A 21615-nucleotide genomic window follows, 5' to 3' on the forward strand; every position below is an offset into this window, starting at 1 on the left:
TGCCAGTGTCGCAAGCGCCCGCTGTGCGTTGCATGGCGGGCGTTTGCGTTTAGTCGTATGGCGCCGTGTGTCGGTCTGTGTCATCGGTTTCTTCGAACTGACACATTGCAGCCGCATTCTGTCATCCAATCGAAATCCTGAGACGGATGTCCGCTTTGCAGCGCGCCTGGCCCTCGTTGAATTCCTTGTTGCTGGCGCCAGGCGTTCGCACGGCGGTGGCGTGTTGCGTGGTTGCGTTGCTGGTGCTGCAAGGTGTGCGCCTGTTGTGGCTGGTGCTCACGCCGATCGGGCCGTTGGGCACTGCGCAGCGCGGTCGCGTCACTACTCTCGACGTGTCCGCATTGCGTCGCGATGTGTTCCATCGCAGCGCCTCCGACACCAATCGCGATGGCATGGTGCTGCATGGCGTGCGTGCTGGCGGCACCCAGGCGGCCGCCTATCTCAGCGGTAGCGATGGCCGGCAAGGCGTCTACCGCGTCGGCGACACGGTTGCGCCCGGCGTGGTGGTGCAGGCGATCGCGGCCGATCATGCGCTGCTGCGCGCTGGCGGCAGTGTGCGTCGCATTGCATTGGGCGAGGCATCTGCTGCGGGTGCATCGCTCCGGCCTGCAGCAACGAGCGCAACCGCGCCGACCGTTGCTCCGGCAGCCGTGCAATCGAATGTCACCACGGCAGCAGGCGCGAGCGCAGCCACCGCCGTCGATGCGCAGCAGCTGCTCGCCAGTGCCGGCTTGCGCGCCAGCGCCGATGGTGGCGGTTTCACCATCATGCCGCGCGGCGATGGCGCACTGCTGCGTCAGGCCGGTCTGGCGCCGGGCGATGTGCTGACCCAGATCAACGGCCGCACGCTCGATGCAGAACATCTGCGCGAGCTGCAGGACGAATTGCGCGATGGCCAGAGCGCCACGCTGACCTACCGCCGCGACGGCCAGACCCACACCATGACCTTGAAGCGCCCGCAATGACTGCTGTTCGCCCGCTCTGGCTGCTCTCGGCCACGTTGTTGCTCGCGCTGCCCGCGGTGCCGATGACTGCGTTGCATGCCGCCGATGCACCGGCCGTGCGCCTGCAGGACGTGGACCTGCGCGCTTTCATCCAGGACGTCTCGCGTGCCACCGGCATTACCTTCATCGTGGACACGCGCGTGCAGGGCTCGGTCAACGTGGCGCGCGCGCAGGCGATGTCCGAAGCCGATCTGCTGGGCATGCTGCTGGCCGTGTTGCGCGCCAATGGATTGATTGCGGTGTCCAGCGGGCCATCGACCTATCGCATCATTCCCGACGACACCGCCGCGCAGCAGCCGGGTAGCGCCGCCAACGGCAACCTGGGATTTGCAACGCAGGTCTTCACCCTGCAGCGCGTGGACGCACGCAGCGCGGCAGAAATCCTCAAGCCGCTGATCGGGCGCGGTGGTGTGATCATGGCGATGCCGCAAGGCAACAGCCTGTTGATTGCCGACTACGCCGACAACCTGCGACGCATTCGCACGTTGGTGGCGCAGATCGACACCGACCGTGCGGCCATCGACACGGTGACGCTGCGCAACAGCTCGGCGCAGGAACTGGCGCGCACCCTGACCTCGCTGTTCGGGCAAGGCGGCGAGCGCAGCAATGTGTTGTCGGTGTTACCGGTGGAAAGCAGCAATTCCTTGATCGTGCGTGGCGACCCGGCACTGGTGCAGCGCGTGGTACGCACCGCAGTCGATCTGGACGGGCGCGCCGAGCGCCGCGGCGACGTCAGCGTGGTGCGCCTGCAGCACGCCAGTGCCGAGCAATTGCTGCCGGTGCTGCAGCAGCTGGTCGGGCAGACGCCCGGCAACGAGGCGCAGGCCGGGCAGGACACACGTTCCACTGCGCTGGACGTGGCTGCGGCGAGCGGCGCGGCGCAGACGCAGGTGATCGCGCCGGCAGCAGGCAAGCGCCCGGTGATCGTGCGCTACCCGGGCTCCAATGCATTGATCATCAATGCCGATCCGGAAACCCAGCGCGCTTTGATGGATGTGATCCGGCAGCTGGATGTGCATCGCGAGCAGGTATTGGTCGAAGCGATCGTGGTGGAGATCTCAGACACCGCTGCCAAGCGCCTGGGCGTGCAGCTGCTGCTGGCTGGCCGCAATGGCACGGTGCCGCTGATCGCCACGCAATACGGCGGCGCCTCGCCAGGCATCGTGCCGCTGGCTGCGGCGGCGGCTGGCACGCGCAGCGGCAATGCCGACGACGATTCGGTGCTGGAACAGGCACGCAACGTGGCTGCGCAATCGCTGCTGGGCCTGAGCGGTGGCCTGATCGGCCTGGCCGGGCAAAGCAACGACGCGGTGTTCGGCATGATCATCGACGCAGTCAAGAGCGACACCGGCTCCAACCTGTTGTCCACGCCGTCGATCATGACCCTGGACAACGAGCAGGCGCGCATCCTGGTAGGCCAGGAAGTGCCGATCACCACCGGCGAAGTGCTCGGTGCGGCCAACGACAACCCATTCCGCACCATCCAGCGCCAGGACGTGGGCGTGGAGCTGGAAGTGCGCCCGCAGATCAACACGGCCGGCGGCATCACGCTGGCGATCAAGCAGGAAGTCTCGGCCATTGCCGGGCCGGTCAGCGCGCAATCCTCGGAGCTGGTGTTCAACAAGCGCCAGATCGAAACGCGCGTGGTGGTGGAGAACGGTGCCATCGTGGCGCTTGGCGGCCTGCTCGATCAGAACGACCGCCAGACCGTGGAGAAAGTGCCGCTACTTGGCGATGTACCCGGCCTGGGCGCGTTGTTCCGGCACAAGTCGCGCAACCGCGACAAGACCAATCTGATGGTGTTCATTCGCCCTACCATCATTCGCGATGCAGCCGATGCCCAGCGCATGACCGCGCCACGCTACAACTACCTGCGCGAGCGTCAGCTGGCCGATGGCGATCCGGAAGCGGCGCTGGATGCGCTGGTGCGCGACTACTTGCGTGCGCAGCCGCCGCAGCTGCCGGCCGGTCCATCGTCGGTTGCGCCGGCACCGGCAACAATACCTGCGCCCGGCGCACGTCCCGTGCAGCGTTGATGCCATGAGCAGCGCCCGCGCCAGCATTTCCTATGCATTCGCCAAGCGTCACGGCGTAGTGCTGCTTGGCAGCGACACCACCGCGCAGATCGGTTTGCGCGAAGGTGGCGATGTGCAGGCCCTGATCGAGTTGCGCCGCGCGTTGGGCATGCCACTGCAGGTGCGCACGCTGGCGCCGTCGGTGTTCGACCGGCATGTATCGGAGATCTACGCCGATGCCGGGCTGGAGCAAGGTGTGCAGGTGGAAGCGCTGGATCTGCATGGCAGCCTGGATTCGTTGATCGACGACATCCCCACCGCCGATCTGCTCGACAGCCAGGACGATGCGCCGATCATTCGTTTGATCAACGGCATCATCGCCGAGGCCGCGCGGCTGGGTGCATCCGACGTGCATCTGGAATCCTACGAGTCGCGCCTGCGCGTGCGCCTGCGCGTGGATGGCGTGATGCGCGAGGCAGCCACGCTGCCCGGACGCATCGCACCGCTGCTGGTGTCGCGCGTCAAGGTGATGGCGCGGCTGGATATCGCCGAAAAACGCATCCCACAGGATGGACGCGTGTCGCTGGTGATGGGGGCCAAGGCACTGGACGTGCGTGTGTCCACGTTGCCCACGCGCGGCAGCGAGCGGGTGGTGTTGCGTATCCTGGATAAGGAGCAGGGCACGCTGTCGCTGGCGCAGCTGGGCATGCCACCTGTGGTGATGCACACCGTGCAGCGCGCATTGCAGGTGCCCAATGGCATCGTGCTGGTCACCGGGCCCACCGGTTCGGGCAAGACCACGACCTTGTACGCGGCGCTGCGCCTGCTCAACGATGGCTCGCGCAATATCCTCACCGTGGAAGATCCGGTGGAATACGCCATCGATGGCGTCGGCCAGACCCAGGTCAACGCACGTGTCGGCATGACCTTCGCCGCCGGCCTGCGCGCGATCCTGCGCCAGGACCCGGACGTGGTGATGATCGGCGAGATCCGCGATACCGAGACCGCGCAGATTGCGGTACAGGCCAGCCTCACCGGCCATCTGGTGCTCTCCACCGTGCACACCAACGATGCGGTGGGCGCGGTCACGCGGTTACGTGACATGGGGATCGAGCCGTTCTTGCTGGCTTCCAGTCTGCGACTGATCCTGGCGCAGCGGCTGGTGCGGCGCTTGTGCACGCAATGCCGCAGTGCACGGCCGATGGACGCCGCAACGGCCCAACTGCTGGATGCGCCGGCCGATGCAGTGATCTACACCGCCGTGGGCTGCAACGTCTGCCACCACAGCGGCTACGCCGGCCGCGTGGGCATCTACGAGGCCATTGCGGTAGACGATGCGATGCGCCGTTTGATCGGCGACAACGCCGACGAAGACGCGCTGGCTGCAGTGGCCTTCGCACGCGCGCCGCGGCTGGGCGATGCCGCACGCGCTGCCGTGCTGCAAGGCCTGACTACGCTGGAAGAAGCGCTGCGTGTGACCCGCCAACAGGACGACGCGCATGCCGCAGTTTGATTACACCGTGCTCGATCTGCATGGGCGCAACCGGCACGGCGTCATCAGTGCCGACAGCGTGCACGGCGCACGTGCGCTGCTGGAACAGCGGCAATGGGTGCCGGTGCGCGTGGAAGTTGCGGCCGCGGCCGGCAGCACGGCCGGGCGCGCAGCGCGCTTCAGCGGCAAGGATCTGGTGCTGTTCACCCGCCAGCTTGCCACGCTGGTGGAGACCGCGCCGCTGGAAGAGGCCTTGCGCACCATCGGCACCCAGTCCGAACGCCGCGGCGTGCGTCGGGTCACCAGCCAGACGCATGCATTGGTGGTCGAAGGATTCCGCCTGTCCGATGCGATGGCACGCCAGGGCAAGGCGTTCCCTGCGTTGTATCGGGCGATGGTGGCCGCCGGCGAAAGCGCGGGTGCGTTGCCGCAGGTGCTGGAACGACTGGCCGATCTGCTCGAACGCCAGGCACAGGTGCGCAGCAAGTTGCAGTCTGCATTGGTCTATCCGGCGGCGCTGGCAGCGACGGCCGGTGCGGTGGTGATCGTGCTGATGACCTTCGTGGTGCCCAAGGTGGTGGACCAGTTCGATTCGATGGGCCGCGCCCTGCCGTGGCTGACGCGCGCGGTGATCGGCGTGTCGCATTTTCTGCTGCATGCCGGTATCCCGCTGCTGATCGCGCTGGTGATTGCGGTGGTTGCGGCGTTGCAGCTGCTCAAACGCCCGGCACTGCGCCTGACGGCGGACCGCGCGTTACTGCGTGCGCCACTGCTGGGCCGGTTGCTCCGCGATCTGCACGCCGCGCGCATGGCGCGCACCCTGGCCATCATGGTCAACAGCGGCTTGCCGTTGATGGAGGGGCTGATGATTGCCGCACGCACCGTGGACAACCGCGCGTTACGCCTGGCCACCGACGGCATGGTCACCGCGATCCGCGAAGGCGGCAGCCTGGCCGCGGCCATGAAGCGCGCGGGGGTGTTTCCGCCAACGCTGCTGTACATGGCCTCCAGCGGCGAAAACAGCGGACGCTTGGCGCCGATGCTGGAGCGTGCCGCCGATTACCTGGAGCGCGAATTCGAGACCTTCACCGCCGCCGCGATGAGCCTGTTGGAGCCGGCCATCATCGTGCTGCTCGGCGGCGTGGTGGCGGTGATCGTGTTGTCGATCCTGCTGCCCATCCTGCAATTCAACACCCTCGCGCTTGGTTGAGCGCGTCCGCTTATCCATGGAGATCGTCATGCAGTCCATCCACCCTCGTGCACGCCTTGGCTCGCTGACGGCACATCGACGCAGCCGTGGTTTCACCCTGGTCGAACTGATGGTGGTCATCGTCATCATCGGCCTGCTCGCCACGGTGGTGATGATCAATGTGATGCCCAGCCAAGATCGCGCGATGGTGGAAAAAGCCCGCGCCGACGTGGCGGTATTGGAGCAGGCGCTGGAAACCTATCGCCTGGACAACCTCAGCTACCCAAGCACCGAACAAGGGCTGCCAGCCTTGCTCAACCCGCCGGTCGGATTGACGCGGCCGGAGCGCTATCGGCAGGGCGGTTACATCCGCCGGTTGCCGGAAGACCCATGGGGCCATGCATACCAATACCGGCGCCCCGGCCGCCATGGCGGCTTTGACGTGTACTCGTTTGGCGCAGACGGTGCCGAAGGTGGCGATGCCGACAATGCCGATATCGGCAACTGGCGCTGAGTGACGGCCGTGTCTGCAATGCTGGGCCCTCCAAGGCCGTGTTCCTCGCGCATGCCGATGCGCGTGGCGAACCGATGCGCGCGTGGCTTCACCTTGCTCGAGGTGCTTGCCGTGTTGGTCATTGCCGCGCTGGCCAGCACGTTGGCGGTGATGACCTTGCCGGATACGCGGCGCGATCTGCACGATCATACCGACACCCTGGCCAGCGCGCTGATGCATGCACGCGACGAGGCGATCATGAGTTTGCGCATGGTGGAGGTCAGCATCGATGCCGGCGGCTATGGTTTCCGTCGTCAGGCCCAGCAGCAGTGGGTTGCCTTGGATCAATCGCCATTTGCCGCGGTCCGCTGGCCGCAGGACATCCAGGCGCAGCTGCCTGCCGACAGCAGACACATAAGTGTGCGCTTCGACCCCACCGGTGCGGCCACACCGCAGCGCATCGCGTTGGGCGATGGCCGGCAACAGATGCAGATCGTGGTAGATGCCGCAGGCGTGGTGCAGGTCGATGCGCCATCTCGCTAATGCACGCGCATCAAGTGGATTTTCGCTGCTCGAACTGATCGTCGCGCTGGCGATCTTCGGCATGGCGGTGGTCGGCCTGTTGAACCTTTCCAGCGAGAGTACCCGCACCGCCGTGGTGCTGGAGGAGCGCGCGTTGGCCGCGGTGGTGGCGGAAAATCAGGCGATCGAGGCGACGCTGGCGCCAGCTGCCGCGATCCGCGCACCAGCGAACGGGCAGGTGGTGATCGGCGGGCGCAGCTGGGAGTGGCAGCGCCAGTCGAGGCCGGCCGGCGCGGCAGGTTTGGTGCAAATCGAGGTGCGCGTGCGCCCTGCAGGCCAGGCGCAGGAAGTTGCCGGTCTGAATGTCTTGCGGAGCGCCGAATGATCGGCAAGCAACGCACGCGCGGCTTCACCTTGATCGAATTGCTGGTGGCCCTGGCGGTGTTCGCGTTGGTGGCCGCAGCTGCGGTGGTGGTGATGCGGCAGAGCATCGACCAGCGCGATGCCGTGCGCGCGCGGCTGCAACAGATTCGCGACTTTCAACTGGCCCATGGCCTGCTGCGCAGCGACCTGCAGCAGGCGGCCATGCGCCGCACCCGCAACAGCGAGGGCAGCGCCGCACGCAGTGCATTTGTCGCCAGTGCGCCCGGAACGTACGGGCCCTTATTCGGGTTTGTGCGACGTGGCTGGAGCAATCCGGACCAGGCACCGCGTGCGTCGCTGCAATACGTGGAGTACCGCGTCGTGGATGGGCGGCTGGAGCGCAGCGCACGCTCTGCGCTCGACGGCGCGGCAGCTGGCACGCCGCAGGTACTGTTGCGCGGCGTGCGTTCGGCGGCGGTGGCATTCCATTACCGGGCGCAGTGGAGCGATGGCTGGAGCGGCGGGCTTGAAGCATTGCCGGACGCGGTCGCACTGGAGCTGGACCTGGAGCACTGGGGGCGCGTGCGCCAACTGTTCCTGTTGCCGGAAGGGCGCACGTGATGGCACTGCACGTACCTGCCAGGCAACGCGGCGTGGCCTTGCTCACGGTATTGCTGCTGGTTGCCGTGATGACCTTGCTGATGGCGGCCGTGCTGGAAGACCTGCGCTTTGGTCTGCGCCGCAGCGGCAATGGCCAGGCGATGACGCAGGCGCAGTGGTACGCCCTGGGCAGCGAGGCCGTTGCGCGGCAGCGCTTGCAGGCGCTGTCCCAGCGGGATCCGCTGCGCACCACGCTGGACGGCGGCTGGAACGACCAGCCGGTCCGCTTTCCGCTGGACGACGGTGCGGTGAGCGTGCGCCTGCGCGATCGCGGCGGCTGCTTCAATCTCAACAGCGTGGTCGTTGGTGCGCCCGAACAATGGCAGCGTAGCGATGAGGGAGCACGCCAATATCGCGCATTGCTCCAGGTGTTGGGCCTCGCCCCGCAACAGGCGCATGCGCTGACCGACGCATTGGTGGACTGGATCGACTCCGACACACAGCCGGGCGTGCACGGCGCCGAAGACGAGCGCTACCTGCAGGTCGCCGCGCCGCGGCGTACCGGTGCAACCTTGCTGGCAGGCGTCAGCGAACTGCGCGCCATCGCCGGTTACACGCCGCAATTGATCGCGCAACTGCAGCCGTATCTCTGCGCATTGCCGGAGGGGCGCTTGTCGCCGATCAATATCAACACGCTGCGCCTGGACGATGCACCGGTGCTGGTGGCGTTGACCGGAGGAGCGCTGGAGCTGCCGGCCGCGCGACGCGTTATCGCTGCACGGCCGGCTGGAGGATGGCGCGATGTCAGGATGTTTCTCAGCCAGCCGGCGCTGATGCAGGCCGAGCTGTCCAATGCGGTATTGGAACAGCTCGAACTACGCACCCGCTACTTCTCTCTCTACAGCCAGGTCGACCATGCCGGCGCGCAGGTCATGCTGGAAGCGTTGCTGCAACAGGAAACGGCCGGCCGGGTCCGACTGGTCGCGCGCCAATGGAGTTCTGACCAATGACCACCACGTTGTTGTTGCTGCCAGCCGATGCAGCCGCCCAAGCCACTGCAGTGCGTGTGGACGCGCAGGGGCAAGTGCAATCGATGGGTCAGGCCGCCACGCCGCCTGGGCCATCCACGCGCAACCTCCTGGTGGTGCCGGGTGTGGATGTCCATCTGCGCTGGTTGAGTTTGCCTGGCCGCAGCATTGCGCAATCGCGGGCCGCTGCGCGCCTGCAATTGGCCGAGCATCTGGCTGTCGACGCGCAGGCCTTGCATGTGGTGATCGCCGCTGGCGCTGAGGCCGATGGCACGCGCCTGGTCGCCGCAGTGGACAGCGTGGTGATGCAGCACTGGCTGGCGCGCGCAACGCAACTGGGCTTCGTTCCCGATGCGGTGGTGCCGGATTGCCTGCTGCTGGAGCCCGGTGCCGATGCGACGGTCGCGGTGATGCACTGGGACGGCCGATGGCTGATCCGCGGCGCACAGCTGGCCTGCAGCCTGGAGCCAGAGGCGGCGCGTCTGCTGTTGGGCGATCGTGTGCCGGCCGTGCCGCCGGTGCCCGACCCGACGCAGTCCATTGCCTGCTTTGCGCGCAATGCTGCCCACGTGCCGATCGATCTCCTGCAGCACCCGTTCGCGAACAAGGCCGCTGCTGAGCAACGGCGCGCTTCGCGCCGTCTGGCGGTGTTGGCCGCATTGGTGCTGCTATCGCCGGGGATGCTGTTGCTGGCGCAGACCTTGCGCTACGAGATCGGTGCGCGTGTACTGCAGGCGCGCGCCGCCACGCAGTTGGGTGTGCGCGATGCAGCGGCGGTACCGGCCGCATTGCAGGCGCGTTGGCAGGCCGGCACGGCGGCCGATCGCCTGGCGATGCAACTGAGCACCTTGTTCGGCGCAGTCGATACCCTTCCAGCGGCAGAACTGGATCAGCTGGACTACAACGCCGCACAGCCGTTGCGCGCGACCTTGCTGCACACCGATGACGCCAGCCTGCAGCAGCTCTCGGCGCGGCTTGCGGATGCCGGCTGGCACGTGGATCCGGGCAGCAGCCAGGTCGAAGACGGTCGCATGCGGACACCGTTGGCGCTGGAGCCATTGCGATGAAGACATCTGTGCAACGCGGCACGTACTGGTGGCAGACACGGGCGCCGCGTGAGCGGCGCATGCTGGGTGTGATGTGCGCCGCACTGGCGGCATCCGTGGGCTGGTATGCGCTTTACATGCCATTGCGGCACTGGCATGACCGGGCTTGGGCGCGCTACGCCCACGCTGCGCAGCTGGTGCTCGATGCATCTGCACAGGCGGCATCGACCAGACGCACCGCCGCACCGGGACCAGCGGCTTTGGCCGAGATCATCGCAAGCAGCGCACGCGATGCCGGCGTCAACATCACCTCGCAACAGCGCAGCGCCGCGGGCGGGGTGGAGGTGCAGATCGAGGCCGTCAGTGCCGCCACGCTGTTCGGCTGGCTTGAGCGATTGCGACAGGCGCACGGCCTGGCGCCGACCCAACTGCACGTGGCACGCGAGCAGGGCCAACTCCGCGTACGCTGCGGGTTTGCGGAATCGGAACCGTGACACGCATGCGCTGGGCCTTGCTCTTGGTGTCGATGGTGGGGGTCGCGCTACTGGCGTTTGTCCCGTTGCGCCTGGTGCTGCCGCGCGAGGGACTGCCGTTCTCGGTGCTGGATGTGGAGGGCCCGATCTGGGCCGGCACGTTGCGGCAGGTGCAATGGCAAGGCATCGCCTTCGGCGATGTGGCGGTGCGGCCGCGGCTCTGGCCGCTGGTGCGTGGCGAACGCCAGGTGCAGTTGCAGTCCACACATCTGCACATGCTGTTGGTGGATGGCGCGCAACGCGGCATACGCAATGCACAGGGCCAATTGCTGGTGCGCCAGCCCGGTGGCGTGGCGCTGATCGATCTGGCGTTGCAGCTGCAGCAGGTGGATCTGCTCTTCGATGCCACCGGTTGCGTGCAGGCGCATGGGCGGGTCAGCCTGCAATTGCTGGCAAGCGGTGCGGGCGAGCTGCCCGGTCTGCCGCCGCTGCGCTTGTCCGGGCAGCCGGCGTGCGTGGATCACACCGCCGTGCTGACCTTGCTGCCCGACACCGCATTGCCCGCCGGCGTGCAGGCCGAAGCACAGCTGCAACTGTGGCCCGACGGACGCTGGCAGCTACAGTCGCGTGTCGATCCGGCGCAGGACGCGGTGTTGGGCGTCGGCCTGCAATTGCTGGGCTTCGCCGCCACGCCGGAGCGCGGGATGGTGCGCAACGACCACGGTCAATTGCGCTAGTGGCGATGTGACTGGCTGCGCGCCGTAGTGCCGGTTTTCTGCACCATGCACGTGCGCGCGGCACCGCTGGCGCATCCATCGCGGCCGATTAAGCGACACGCCGGGGCATCCGTCGACAAACCTGTCGTCATGGTGCGGTGGCGAGTGGTTACGGCATTCGTCAGCGCGCACGCAACCTGCATAGCAGCTCCGGCACGCCTGCACTTTGGCGGCCGAAGGAGTGCAGCCGGTCCGCCGTGGCCGGATGCGTCGCCGATCCGGCGCTTTCGCGATTGCACGCGGTCTGATGCGCACGGGGCAAATTGGTACTATATTGGACCTAACAAATCCAAGTCGGTCCGGAGGACAGGCAGTGGCCAAACCGAGAACCAATGCCAGGACGGACGACGACCCCAGGATGGACGCGCTGGCGCTGGAGGCTTCCGCGCCGACGCCGCTGTATCTGCAATTGGCCGCCAAGCTCAGCGACGCCATCCGTGGCGGGCAGTGGAAGGCCGGCGAGGCGTTGCCGGCCGAGCGCCAGCTGTGCGAACGGCTGCAGATCTCGCGGGTGACCCTGCGCCAGGCGGTGGATGTGCTGGTCGAACAAGGCCTGGTCTCGCGCCGGCAGGGCGCCGGCACCTTTGTCACCACCCAGATCCAGCATCAGCTCAGCGGCCTGACCAGTTTCAGCGAGACGCTGCGCATCAAGGGCTATGAACCCGGGACGCGCTGGCTGGAACGGCGGCTGCGCCCGGCGCATGGCGAAGAGATCCTGCGGCTGGGCTTGTCGCCGGATGCGGCGGTGGCCTCGCTGACGCGTCTGCGCAGCGCCGACGACCGCGTGATGGCCTATGAGCACGCGGTGTTGCCGCAGCGCATCGTCACCGACCCGCAGCAGATCGGCGATTCGCTCTACAGCTATCTCGATGCCCAGGGCACGCCGGTGGTGCGCGCGCTGCAGTACTTCCGCGCCATCAATCTGCCCGCACGGTTGGCCGAACACCTGCGCATGAAAACCGGCGAGGCGATTTTGCATGTAGTGCGCGTGGGCTATGCCCGCGATGGCAGCGCGATCGAATTGACCGACACCTATTGCCACAACGACTTCTACGACTTCGTCGCCGAACTGCGCCGCTGACGCCAACGGCATTCCTTACGACAACCTCAGAGCCAGCCGATCCATGACTACCGCCAGGCCCGCAAATCCCGTTGTCTCGATCGCCATCGTCGGCGTGCTGTTTTTCATCATCGGCTTTTTTACCTGGATCAACGGGCCGCTGATCACCTTCGTGCGGCTGGCGTTCGACCTCAACGAGGTCAATGCGTTTCTGGTGCTGATGGTGTTCTACCTGTCGTACTTCTTTCTGGCCTTGCCCTCGTCGTGGATTCTCAAACGCACCGGCATGAAGAAAGGCCTGGCGCTGAGCCTGGTGGTGATGGCCGTGGGCGCAGCAGGCTTCGGCCAGTTCGCCACGCAGCGCTGGTATCCGGGCGCACTCGGCGGCTTGTTTGTCATCGGCAGCGGCCTGGCCTTGCTGCAGACGGCGATCAACCCGTACATCAGCATTCTCGGGCCGATCGAAAGTGCCGCGCGCCGCATTGCCTTGATGGGCATCTGCAACAAGATCGCCGGCATCCTGGCGCCGATCCTGATCGGCTCGCTGGTGCTGCACGGTATCGGCGACCTGTCCGCACAGGTGGCCAGCGCCGATGCGGCGACCAAGGAAGCCTTGCTCACCGCGTTCGCCGCCAAGATTCACGCGCCATATCTGGTGATGTCCGGCGTCTTGCTGCTGCTGGCCATCGGCGTGCTGTTCTCGCCATTGCCCGAGCTCAAGCCCTCCGAGGCCAACGCCACGCCGGGCGCGACCGGTGGCGTGCAGAAATCCAGCATCTTCCAGTTCCCGCACCTGTGGCTGGGCGTGCTGTGCCTGTTCGTCTATGTGGGCGTGGAAGTGATGGCCGGCGATGCCATCGGCACCTACGGGCACGGCTTCAATCTCCCGTTGGACAGCACCAAGATCTTCACCTCCTACACATTGGGCGCGATGTTGCTGGGCTACATCGCCGGCCTGGTACTGATTCCGCGCGTGATCTCGCAGGCGCGTTACCTGAGCGTGTCGGCGGTGCTGGGCGTGCTGTTCTCGCTCGGTGCCTTGTTCACCCACAACTACGTGTCGGTGGGCTTCGTCGCCGCGCTTGGCTTTGCCAACGCCATGATGTGGCCGGCGATCTTTCCGCTGGCCATTCGCGGACTGGGCCGGTTCACCGAAATCGGCTCGGCACTGCTGGTGATGGGCATCGCCGGCGGCGCGATCATTCCGCAGCTGTTCGCCATCCTCAAGCAGCATTACGACTTCCAGGTCGTGTTCGCTGCGCTGATGGTGCCGTGCTATCTGTACATTCTGTTCTATTCGCTGCGCGGTCATCGCTTGGGCCTGCCGGCCCAGGCCCAGTGATCGCGGCGGCATGATGCGTTCCGACGGACAAGGTACCTCCATGCGCAGGCCCACCATCAAAGATGTCGCCGAACGCGCCAAGGTCTCGTTGAAGACCGTGTCGCGGGTGATCAACAACGAGCCGTCGGTGATGCAGGCCACGCGCGCGCGCGTGCTGCGCGCCATCGCCGACCTGGATTACGAACCCGACCCGTCCGCGCGTAATCTGCGCAGCGGCACGCCGTTCGTGATCGGCCTGGTGTACGACAACCCCAACCCGTACCACATCATCGGCATCCAGAACGGCGTGCTGGCCGCGTGCCGGGAAACCGGCTTTGGCCTGCAGATCCATCCCTGCGATTCCACCTCGCCGTTGCTGGCCGAAGAACTGGCCGAATGGGTGCAGCGCTCGCGCCTGGCCGGGGTGGTGTTGACCGCGCCGATGTCCGAACGCCCGGAATTGCTGGCCGGTCTGGCTGCTCGCGGCATCAAGAGCGTGCGCATCATCGCCTCCACCGACGACCCCGGCGACGGCCCGTGCGTGTACATCGACGACCGCGATGCCGCCTATGAAATCACCGAGCACCTGATCCAGCTCGGCCATCAACGCATCGGCTTCCTGTGGGGCGGCCCGCAACATCGCTCCAGCGGCGAGCGTTACGCCGGCTATGAAGCGGCATTGAAGGATTACGGCATCAGCCTGGACAAGCACCTGGTGATTCCGGGCGACTACACCTTCGACGATGGCTTCCGCGGCGCACGCCGGCTGTTGTCGCTGCGCGAACCGCCCACCGCCATTTTCGGCAGCAACGACGAGATCGCTGCAGGCGTGCTGGCCGCAGCCAAGTCCACCGGCATGAACGTGCCGTATCAATTGTCGATCGCCGGCTTCGAAGACAGCCCGTTCTCGCGCCAGTCGTGGCCGGCATTGACCACCGCCAAGCAGGCCACCGATGACATCGCGCGGCATGCCGCACGCTTGTTGATCAGCCAGCTGCGCAGCGACGCCTACGACGACCAACCGGCGCAATTGCAGAGCCGTGGTTTCGTGCCGCAGTTGGTGGTGCGCGGCTCCACCGCGCCGGCGCCCGCGTCCACCGGCAAACCCCTTCCTCCTGAATCTGCCTGAGCCACGATGAGCCTTCCCTCCGAAACCGAGACCTTGATGTTCCGCGAAGCGGCGCAGACCGCCGATGTGGTGGCTGCACAGTTCGCGCGTAATGCCGACACCATCGCCGCGCTCGCGCAGTCGCTGCGCCAGACGCCGCCGCCGTTCGTGGTGACCTGCGCGCGCGGTAGCTCCGATCATGCGGCCACCTATGCCAAGTACCTGTTCGAAACCCAGCTCGGCATCGTCACCGCATCTGCGTCGCCATCGGTGGGCTCGGTCTATGCAGCGCCGCTGCAGCTGCGTGGCGCGCTGTACATCGTGATTTCGCAATCGGGCAAGAGCCCGGACCTGCTGCGCAATGCCGAAGCGGCCAAGGCGGCCGGCGCGCGCGTGGTCGCACTGGTCAACGTGGAAGATTCGCCGCTGGCGCAACTGGCAGAGGTGGTGATTCCGCTGGGCGCAGGCCCGGAAAAGAGTGTGGCCGCCACCAAGAGTTATCTTGCCTCGCTGGCCGCGGTCCTGCATCTGGGCGCGGTGTGGAAAAACGACCCGGCCCTGCTTGCCGCGCTCGACGCATTGCCGCAACAGTTGCGCAGCGCGTGGCAGGCCGATTGGTCGGCGCTCACCGCCGGCCTGGTGCCTGCGCACAACCTGTTCGTGCTCGGCCGCGGCCTGGGCCTGGGCGCAGCGCAGGAAGCAGCATTGAAGTTCAAGGAAACCTGCGGCCTGCACGCCGAAGCCTACAGTTCGGCCGAGGTCAAGCACGGGCCGATGGCCCTGGTGGGGCCGGGCTTCCCGGTGCTGGTCTTCGCACAGCCCGACGAAACCGGTGCCGGCACCCGCGCACTGGCCGAAGAATTCCGCGCGCGTGGCGCGCAGGTGTGGCTGGCCGCGCCCGGTGGCGATCTGCCGCTGGCAGAGGCCGCGCACCCGGCTTGCGCGCCGCTGCTGACCGTGCAGAGCTTCTATCGCGCGATCAATGCGCTGGCGCTGCAGCGCGGCAACAATCCCGATCTTCCGCCGCATCTGAACAAGGTCACGGAAACCGTCTGATCATGCACGCTCTCGCGACTCAGGCACTGTGTAATGCACGCGTGCTCACCGACAACGGATTGCAGGACGGCCTGGTCGTGGTACTGGCTGGCACGCAGATCCAGGCGATCGTGCCGGCCGACGATGCGCGCGTTGCGCAGGCGCATACGCGCGTGGATCTGGGCGGCGCCACCTTGTTGCCGGGCTTTATCGACATCCAGGTCAACGGCGGTGGCGGCGTGTTGTTCAACAACGCACGCGACCCGCAGGCGCTGGCCACCATTGCGGCCGCACATCGCCGCTTCGGTACCACCGGCATGCTGCCGACCTTGATCAGCGATACCGCGCAGGTGATGGCCGAGGCGATCGATGCCACGCGCCAGGCCATCGCACAAGGCGTGCCCGGAGTGCTCGGCATCCATCTGGAGGGCCCGTACCTGAGTCCTGCGCGCAAGGGCACGCACGACGCAGGCAAATTCCGCGTGCCGGACGCGCACGAGATTGCCGTCGATACCTCATTGGACAACGGCGTCACCCTGATCACGCTCGCACCCGAGCGCGTGCCGCTGGACGATATCCGTGCCTTCGTTGCCGGTGGCGCGATCGTGTTCGCCGGCCACACTGCGGCCACCTACGAGCAGGCGTGCGAGGGCATTGCCGCCGGCGTCAGCGGCTTCACGCACGTGTACAACGCGATGTCCCAGCTGGCTGGCCGCGAACCCAATGCAGTCGGCGCAGCGCTGGAAGACCCCAACGTGTGGTGCGGCGTCATCGTCGACGGCGTGCACGTGCATCCGGCCAGCCTGCGCGTGGCGCTGGCGGCCAAGCCACGCGGTAAATTGCTGCTGGTCACCGACGCCATGCCGATGGTCGGCAGCGACAGCGCCAGCTTCGACCTCTACGGCGAAACCATCACCGCCGTGGACGGCGTGGTGCGCAATGCCGATGGTGCATTGGCCGGCTCTGCATTGGACATGGCCACCGCCGTGCGCAACAGCGTGCGCTGGCTGGGCGTGGACCTGGCCGAAGCTGCGCGCATGGCCTCCACCTATCCCGCGCAATGCATTGGCCTGGGCGAACGCCTGGGACGCATCGCACCTGGCTACCAAGCCGACCTGGTACTGGTGGATGACGATGTGCAGGTGTTGAGCACGTGGGTGGCTGGGCAGCGCGATTAGGCGGCACTGGCAACATGACTTGGCCAATCTACGCATCGTGCGCGCCGCATTGCGTAATGCGGCGCGCGTGTCGTGTTTGATTTTTGAAATGCAGGGGCGTGCAGCGGCCCATGCACATCGAATTGGCGCATGTCGCATGCCTCGCCTTGCTTACCCGCCCCCTTATGCGAACAGGCCGCAAGGCGCAGTGGTCTGCATCGGCGCCAAGGGCAGTGAGACAGCGATCACGCCGTCATCCCGATATCTGCAGGGAAGCCGGTGTTTAGCGCATAAAAATAGACGTATGCAGCAGCGGGTTGACACTGCAACCCACCGAAGGCACCTTCGCTGGTAACGTTCTCAGCGAAGAAACGTCTGCTCCACGTTTGAGAAGACGACAACCGGCCGTTGTTCCAGCGGTCCGGCGTTTACCCGCATGTGGTCATGCAATGCGGGCAGTTGTTCGTATCCGGCACAGGGGACGGATCACGGGCATGGCACGCGCGTCGCGCGCCGTTGTGCAACCAGGCGGTTGCCATCCGACATCAGTGATGAGGTCCACGCAATGCTGCTTTCCCGTCTGTTCGCGTCATCCCCTTGCGTTCCGGTATCTGCGTTCGTCAACCCACTGCGCCGCTCATCGTTGAGCGCTGCTGTCAGGCGCCTGCTCATGGGTGGCGCCAGCCTGGCCTGCGTCGCAAGCCTTCCCGCATTTGCGCAGGAGCAGCCCGCACCCGCGCAGCAACAGACACCACCACAAACCAGTCCCTCGGTCTCCACCCTGGACGAAATCAAGGTGGTGGGTTACCAGGCCAGCCTGGGCAAGGCGCTCAACGTCAAACGCAACGCCGATGCGATCGTCGATGCGATCAGCGCCGAGGATATCGGCAAGTTTCCCGATACCAATGTTGCCGAATCGCTGTCGCGGTTGTCCGGCATCACCGTGGACAGGCAGTTCGGCGAGGGCGAAAAGGTCAGCATCCTGGGAACCGACCCGGCGCTCAATCGCGTGCTGCTCAATGGCCAGCCCATTGCGTCGACCAGCTGGGGCGGCGACCCCAACGACCCGGACAGCCGCTCGTTCAACTACAGCACGCTGGCGCCGGAAGTGGTCGGCCTGATGGAGGTCTATAAGACGCCCGAAGCGCGCATCGACGAGGGCTCCATCGGCGGCACCGTGATCGTGCATACGCGCAAACCGCTCGATCTGGATCGCAATACGCTCACCGGCACCGTGAGTTATGGCTACAACGATCGTTCCGACGAAGGCAAGCCGAGCGCATCGGCGCTGTATAGCTGGAAGAATCAGGACCAAACGTTGGGCGTGCTTGCCTCGGTGATGCATTCGCAGCGCGTTCTGCGCCGCGACGGCGTGGAAATTTTCGGCTACGACAATGTGCAGGGCGCCGGGTTTCCGCCCGGTGTGGTTGGCAACAACACCGGCGTGTTTCCGACGTCGATCAACACGGCGTTATTCCAGCAGACGCGCAAGCGCGACGGTGTCAGCGCGGCGCTGCAATGGAAGCCGGACAGCGATTTCGAGCTCAACCTGACCGGTTTGTACGTCAAGGAAAGCTTCGACAACTACAACCAGAGCCGCTACGGCTACTGGGGCTCGACGCCCGGCGATGCGCAGGCCTTGGGCTTCGAAAACGGTATCGCCACTTCGGGTACCTTTGGCGATCAGTCCAACACCTATCTCGACGGCTATCTGCGCAATAGCCAGGTCAGCACCGGCAGCATCCACTTGCGCACCGACTGGCATGGCGAGGGTTGGAACGCCTCCAGCCAGGTGGGCTACACCAGTTCGCAAGGCGGCGCCGAGCGTATCTACGGCATCCAGTTCCGCAATCTGGCTGGCTACAGCTACGCCATCGACGGGCGCCGGACCGCGATGGACTACAGCACCGATCCCACCAATGCGGCGGCGATGCAGCTCAACAACGCCTCGGCCAGCCATAGCCCGCAATACGACAAGGAGCGCTATCTGCAGCTGGATTTCGATCATGCGGTGGAGTGGGGGCCATTCACGCAGATCCTCACCGGCATCAAGCTCACCAATCACGCCACCGGGCAATCGTCCTATAGCCGTACCTGGACCCCGAACGATGGCAGCACGCTGGCGGCATTCTCGCCGGGTACCACGCCGTCGGGCTATCTGGACGGGCTATCGACCAGCACCGACATGCAACGCTGGTCGACCATCAACAGCGGTGCGATCGGTCGGTATATCGGCGAATTGGAAGGCGATGATGGGTTGCCCATCAGCTATGCGGGCAACTACAGCATCCAGGAGCAGAACCGTGCGTGGTTCCTGCAAGGCAATTTCTCCGGCGAGCGGTATCGCGGCAACATCGGCGTGCGCTATGTGCACTCACGCGATTCCACCGATGGCTACAGCTATGCGCCGGGCGGCGGCTACACACCGGTCAACTTTCTCAGCAGCTACGGCAAATGGCTGCCTTCGTTCAATATTGCCTACGACCTGCGCGACGATCTGATGCTGCGGTTTGCCGCCTCCAAAGTGATCGCGCGGCCGCGCTACACCAACATGACGCCGTACGTGGCCACCGACGACACCACGCTGACGGCCTCGACGGGGAACCCAGGACTGAGTCCATACGAGTCGACCAATCTCGGTGCATCGCTGGAGTGGTATTTTTCCGACAGCAGCTTGCTCAGTGGCGAATTCTTCTCGCGCGATATCTCCAACTACATCCTCACTACCGTGCAGGACCGTGTGTTCTTCAACAACGCTACCGGCGGCTCGAGCACCTACCAGACATCGGTGCCCACCAACGCCGGCGATGCCACGGTGCGCGGTGTGGCGCTCAATCTGCAGCACAATTTCGGCAATGGCTTCGGCGTGGTGGCCAACTACACCTATTCCGATTCCAACACCGACGGCGACTACAGCCTGCCGTACAACTCGCGCAATGCCTACAACATCAGCCCGTACTACGAGCAAGGCAAGTGGAATGCGCGGGTGAATCTGGGCTGGCGCTCGGAATACTTCACCCAGATTGGCCGGCTCAACGGGCAGCAGATGACCGACGCGTTTACGCAGGTAGATGCCTCATTCGGCTACCAGGCCACCGAGCGGCTGCGCGTGGCGCTGGAAGCCACCAACCTGCTGGATGAAACCTATTTCAGCTACATCGGCAACAAGAACCAGCCGTACTACATCTACAAGAATGGTCGTTCTTTCATGTTGAGCCTGAATTTCAAGCTGTGATGCCCGGCCGGGGCGGCTGCTCATGTGTAGCCGCCTTGGTTTAGAGCGGCTAACAAAACGTCGCGAGCAGTCGTCAGGCGGGTGCGGACGGCGCACAGGAACCGCAGTGTACGAGTGGTACATGAGGATTCCGAGCACCGGCCGCGCCCGCCTGGCGGCTGCGCAGTAGTTTTGTTAGCTGCTCTTAACGGCGGAAATCAGATCTCCAATACATCACTGAATTCGAATGGGCAGGTTTCGGTCCATGGGGTGCTGCAATTGTGTCCTTCCTGGCGTCCCCACATCGCGTCGCACCTGGACCCAGGTGCGCGACATGCAGCTATGCACCGATCCGTCGCGCTGCCGCAATCGCGGCAATGCGCGCCTTTGTCAGTGCCTCGCCGATCTGCGGCCCTTGCAGACCTTCGGCCGCCAGATCCCGCGCATTGATCGCCAGTGCGGCGGCATGTAGCCGTTTGAGTGCTTCGCCCTGCGGGTACGCGGCTTCTTCACTGCCCAGACGGCCACGCTTGTCGGCTTCGCAGACCAGTGCCAGCTGCGCGATACGCTCCGGGCGGCGAAACGCATCGCAGCGCACCAGCAGCTCGTGCAGGGTGCGGTCGCGCAGCTCGGCCAGGCGATGCACGTTCAAGTGTTCGCGGCAGGCGATGATGGCAAGTTGCCGAAAGTCCTGCGGCACCTTGAGCCGCTCGCACAGCGCCTGCAATGGCGCCACGCCGCGTTGTTCGTGCATGACGTGGCGCGGCCATTCCTCAGGTGGTGTGAGTGCCTTACCCAGATCGTGGGTCAGTGCGGCAAAGCCCACCAGCGCATCGCCGGGCGCGAGACGTGCCGCCATATCGCTGACCATTTCCTGGTGAATGCCCGTGTCGACCTCCGGATGGAATTCGGCGCGCTGCGGCACGCCGTACAGCGCATCGACTTCCGGCAGGATGACCCGCAGCGCATCGGTGTCGTGCAGCGTGCGCAGGAACGCCGAGGGCTGCGCGCAGCTCAATGCGCGCCGCAGCTCCTGCCACACGCGCTCCGGCACCAGGCTATCGAGTTCGCCGCTGGCGGCCATGTCCCGCATCAATGCCGCAGTGTCGGCAGCGAGCGTGAAGCCCAGCGGTGCCAGCCGCGCCATGAAGCGCGCGGCACGCAACACGCGCACGGGATCTTCGACAAACGCCGGACCGACATGCCGCAAGACGCGCGCCTGCAGATCACGCGCACCGTTGTACGGGTCGAACAACTCACCCGTCTCCTCATCGCGCGCGATCGCGTTGATGGTGAAGTCGCGGCGTAGCAGGTCTTCTTCCAGGGTCACCGATGGGTCGGCGTCCACCACGAAGCCGCGATATCCGCGGCCGGATTTGCGCTCGGTACGCGCCAATGCGTATTCCTCGCCACTGCGCGGGTGCAGGAACACCGGGAAATCCTTGCCGACCGGCTTGAACCCCTGCGCTTCCATCTGCGCCTGATCGGCGCCAACCACCACCCAGTCGCGGTCGCCAGCCGGCTGCTCAAGCAATGCATCGCGGACTGCGCCGCCAACGAGATAGATCTTCATCAGCGCATGATGCCCGAGCAATCATGCGCCTGTCTGTGCGGTGTCCCGGCTGCTTGCGGGACCACTGGCGGCGTGGACGCCGCCAACGCGCTCATGGAAGGGTTCACGGTACATGCAAAAAGGGTTAGGGCACCGCACGCTCGACC

Annotated in this window: 19 protein-coding genes and 1 other RNA gene; 18 read left to right on the forward strand and 2 right to left on the reverse strand. The window is 65.7% G+C overall.

Annotated elements, in window-relative coordinates:
- The first annotated feature begins 146 nt into the window (after positions 1–146).
- From ACCQ07_RS03610 to ACCQ07_RS03695, 18 genes are all read left to right on the forward strand, one after another.
- The gene (locus ACCQ07_RS03610) at positions 147–965 is read left to right on the forward strand and encodes a type II secretion system protein N (RefSeq protein WP_372363801.1); all 819 of its coding nucleotides are present in this window, start codon (positions 147–149) and stop codon (positions 963–965) included.
- A complete protein-coding gene (gspD, locus tag ACCQ07_RS03615) occupies positions 962–3040 on the forward strand; it encodes a type II secretion system secretin GspD (RefSeq protein WP_109291970.1) in 2079 nt (692 codons plus the stop codon). Before ACCQ07_RS03610 ends, gspD begins: the two co-directional genes overlap by 4 nt.
- A gap of 4 nt (positions 3041–3044) precedes the next feature.
- A complete protein-coding gene (gene gspE / locus ACCQ07_RS03620) occupies positions 3045–4532 on the forward strand; it encodes a type II secretion system ATPase GspE (RefSeq protein ID WP_081711050.1) in 1488 nt (495 codons plus the stop codon).
- Positions 4519–5721 (forward strand): type II secretion system inner membrane protein GspF, encoded by a 1203-nt coding sequence (gene gspF / locus ACCQ07_RS03625; RefSeq protein ID WP_218489916.1) that lies wholly within the window; start codon positions 4519–4521, stop codon positions 5719–5721. The genes gspE and gspF overlap by 14 nt, the downstream gene beginning before the upstream one ends.
- Before the next feature lie 28 nt (positions 5722–5749).
- A complete protein-coding gene (gene gspG / locus ACCQ07_RS03630) occupies positions 5750–6214 on the forward strand; it encodes a type II secretion system major pseudopilin GspG (protein ID WP_065628811.1) in 465 nt (154 codons plus the stop codon).
- Between the two features lie 57 nt (positions 6215–6271).
- Positions 6272–6736 carry a GspH/FimT family pseudopilin gene (locus ACCQ07_RS03635; RefSeq protein ID WP_029818641.1) on the forward strand — a complete coding sequence of 155 codons (465 nt, stop codon included), beginning with the start codon at positions 6272–6274 and terminating at the stop codon, positions 6734–6736.
- Entirely contained in the window at positions 6720–7100 is a 381-nt protein-coding gene (gspI, locus tag ACCQ07_RS03640; RefSeq protein ID WP_014089354.1) for a type II secretion system minor pseudopilin GspI, read from the forward strand. The genes ACCQ07_RS03635 and gspI overlap by 17 nt, the downstream gene beginning before the upstream one ends.
- Positions 7097–7699, forward strand: coding sequence for a type II secretion system minor pseudopilin GspJ (gene gspJ / locus ACCQ07_RS03645; protein ID WP_372363803.1), 603 nt, complete (start codon positions 7097–7099; stop codon positions 7697–7699). The genes gspI and gspJ overlap by 4 nt, the downstream gene beginning before the upstream one ends.
- On the forward strand, positions 7699–8688 hold the full coding sequence (gspK, locus tag ACCQ07_RS03650; protein WP_372363804.1) for a type II secretion system minor pseudopilin GspK: 990 nt from the start codon (positions 7699–7701) through the stop codon (positions 8686–8688). Before gspJ ends, gspK begins: the two co-directional genes overlap by 1 nt.
- Positions 8685–9773: a type II secretion system protein GspL gene (gene gspL / locus ACCQ07_RS03655; RefSeq protein WP_372363805.1), complete on the forward strand. Its 1089-nt coding sequence runs from the start codon at positions 8685–8687 to the stop codon at positions 9771–9773. The genes gspK and gspL overlap by 4 nt, the downstream gene beginning before the upstream one ends.
- Entirely contained in the window at positions 9770–10246 is a 477-nt protein-coding gene (locus ACCQ07_RS03660; protein WP_372363806.1) for a type II secretion system protein M, read from the forward strand. The genes gspL and ACCQ07_RS03660 overlap by 4 nt, the downstream gene beginning before the upstream one ends.
- 5 nt (positions 10247–10251) lie before the next feature.
- Complete coding sequence (gene gspN / locus ACCQ07_RS03665) at positions 10252–10962, forward strand: type II secretion system protein N (RefSeq protein WP_029818645.1); 711 nt, start codon at positions 10252–10254, stop codon at positions 10960–10962.
- A 397-nt stretch (positions 10963–11359) separates the two neighbouring features.
- Positions 11360–12082, forward strand: coding sequence for a GntR family transcriptional regulator (locus tag ACCQ07_RS03670; protein ID WP_008576739.1), 723 nt, complete (start codon positions 11360–11362; stop codon positions 12080–12082).
- A 43-nt stretch (positions 12083–12125) separates the two neighbouring features.
- Entirely contained in the window at positions 12126–13403 is a 1278-nt protein-coding gene (locus ACCQ07_RS03675) for a sugar MFS transporter (RefSeq protein WP_372363807.1), read from the forward strand.
- Between the two features lie 40 nt (positions 13404–13443).
- Entirely contained in the window at positions 13444–14511 is a 1068-nt protein-coding gene (locus ACCQ07_RS03680; protein ID WP_003482633.1) for a LacI family DNA-binding transcriptional regulator, read from the forward strand.
- A 6-nt stretch (positions 14512–14517) separates the two neighbouring features.
- Positions 14518–15546, forward strand: coding sequence for an SIS domain-containing protein (locus ACCQ07_RS03685; RefSeq protein WP_014089359.1), 1029 nt, complete (start codon positions 14518–14520; stop codon positions 15544–15546).
- A gap of 2 nt (positions 15547–15548) precedes the next feature.
- Positions 15549–16703: an N-acetylglucosamine-6-phosphate deacetylase gene (gene nagA, locus ACCQ07_RS03690; protein WP_011346379.1), complete on the forward strand. Its 1155-nt coding sequence runs from the start codon at positions 15549–15551 to the stop codon at positions 16701–16703.
- 544 nt (positions 16704–17247) lie between these two features.
- A complete protein-coding gene (locus tag ACCQ07_RS03695; protein ID WP_372363808.1) occupies positions 17248–19917 on the forward strand; it encodes a TonB-dependent receptor in 2670 nt (889 codons plus the stop codon).
- A gap of 47 nt (positions 19918–19964) precedes the next feature.
- On the opposite strand, the gene ACCQ07_RS03700 is transcribed toward ACCQ07_RS03695, so the two are convergent.
- Positions 19965–20040, reverse strand: a non-coding RNA gene (locus ACCQ07_RS03700) — sX9 sRNA.
- Positions 20041–20236: 196 nt separating this feature from the next.
- The gene (locus ACCQ07_RS03705) at positions 20237–21469 is read right to left on the reverse strand and encodes a multifunctional CCA addition/repair protein (RefSeq protein ID WP_122273284.1); all 1233 of its coding nucleotides are present in this window, start codon (positions 21467–21469) and stop codon (positions 20237–20239) included.
- Between the last annotated feature and the right edge of the window lie 146 nt (positions 21470–21615).

Origin of the sequence: Xanthomonas sp. NCPPB 3583 (assembly GCF_041475715.2) — a bacterium.
GTDB classification, from domain to species: domain Bacteria; phylum Pseudomonadota; class Gammaproteobacteria; order Xanthomonadales; family Xanthomonadaceae; genus Xanthomonas; species Xanthomonas euvesicatoria.

What these genes read in the sequence shown, in the direction of transcription:
- ACCQ07_RS03670 (WP_008576739.1), top strand. Translation starts at nt 11,360, where the DNA reads ATGGACGCGCTGGCGCTGGAGGCTTCCGCGCCGACGCCGCTGTATCTG.
- gspN (WP_029818645.1), top strand. Translation starts at nt 10,252, where the DNA reads ATGCGCTGGGCCTTGCTCTTGGTGTCGATGGTGGGGGTCGCGCTACTG.
- ACCQ07_RS03685 (WP_014089359.1), top strand. Translation starts at nt 14,518, where the DNA reads ATGAGCCTTCCCTCCGAAACCGAGACCTTGATGTTCCGCGAAGCGGCG.
- gspD (WP_109291970.1), top strand. Translation starts at nt 962, where the DNA reads ATGACTGCTGTTCGCCCGCTCTGGCTGCTCTCGGCCACGTTGTTGCTC.
- gspG (WP_065628811.1), top strand. Translation starts at nt 5,750, where the DNA reads ATGCAGTCCATCCACCCTCGTGCACGCCTTGGCTCGCTGACGGCACAT.
- gspE (WP_081711050.1), top strand. Translation starts at nt 3,045, where the DNA reads ATGAGCAGCGCCCGCGCCAGCATTTCCTATGCATTCGCCAAGCGTCAC.
- ACCQ07_RS03695 (WP_372363808.1), top strand. Translation starts at nt 17,248, where the DNA reads ATGCTGCTTTCCCGTCTGTTCGCGTCATCCCCTTGCGTTCCGGTATCT.
- gspK (WP_372363804.1), top strand. Translation starts at nt 7,699, where the DNA reads ATGGCACTGCACGTACCTGCCAGGCAACGCGGCGTGGCCTTGCTCACG.
- ACCQ07_RS03680 (WP_003482633.1), top strand. Translation starts at nt 13,444, where the DNA reads ATGCGCAGGCCCACCATCAAAGATGTCGCCGAACGCGCCAAGGTCTCG.
- ACCQ07_RS03705 (WP_122273284.1), bottom strand. Translation starts at nt 21,469, where the DNA reads ATGAAGATCTATCTCGTTGGCGGCGCAGTCCGCGATGCATTGCTTGAG.
- gspF (WP_218489916.1), top strand. Translation starts at nt 4,519, where the DNA reads ATGCCGCAGTTTGATTACACCGTGCTCGATCTGCATGGGCGCAACCGG.
- gspI (WP_014089354.1), top strand. Translation starts at nt 6,720, where the DNA reads ATGCGCCATCTCGCTAATGCACGCGCATCAAGTGGATTTTCGCTGCTC.
- ACCQ07_RS03675 (WP_372363807.1), top strand. Translation starts at nt 12,126, where the DNA reads ATGACTACCGCCAGGCCCGCAAATCCCGTTGTCTCGATCGCCATCGTC.
- ACCQ07_RS03610 (WP_372363801.1), top strand. Translation starts at nt 147, where the DNA reads ATGTCCGCTTTGCAGCGCGCCTGGCCCTCGTTGAATTCCTTGTTGCTG.
- ACCQ07_RS03660 (WP_372363806.1), top strand. Translation starts at nt 9,770, where the DNA reads ATGAAGACATCTGTGCAACGCGGCACGTACTGGTGGCAGACACGGGCG.
- nagA (WP_011346379.1), top strand. Translation starts at nt 15,549, where the DNA reads ATGCACGCTCTCGCGACTCAGGCACTGTGTAATGCACGCGTGCTCACC.
- ACCQ07_RS03635 (WP_029818641.1), top strand. Translation starts at nt 6,272, where the DNA reads ATGCGCGTGGCGAACCGATGCGCGCGTGGCTTCACCTTGCTCGAGGTG.
- gspJ (WP_372363803.1), top strand. Translation starts at nt 7,097, where the DNA reads ATGATCGGCAAGCAACGCACGCGCGGCTTCACCTTGATCGAATTGCTG.
- gspL (WP_372363805.1), top strand. Translation starts at nt 8,685, where the DNA reads ATGACCACCACGTTGTTGTTGCTGCCAGCCGATGCAGCCGCCCAAGCC.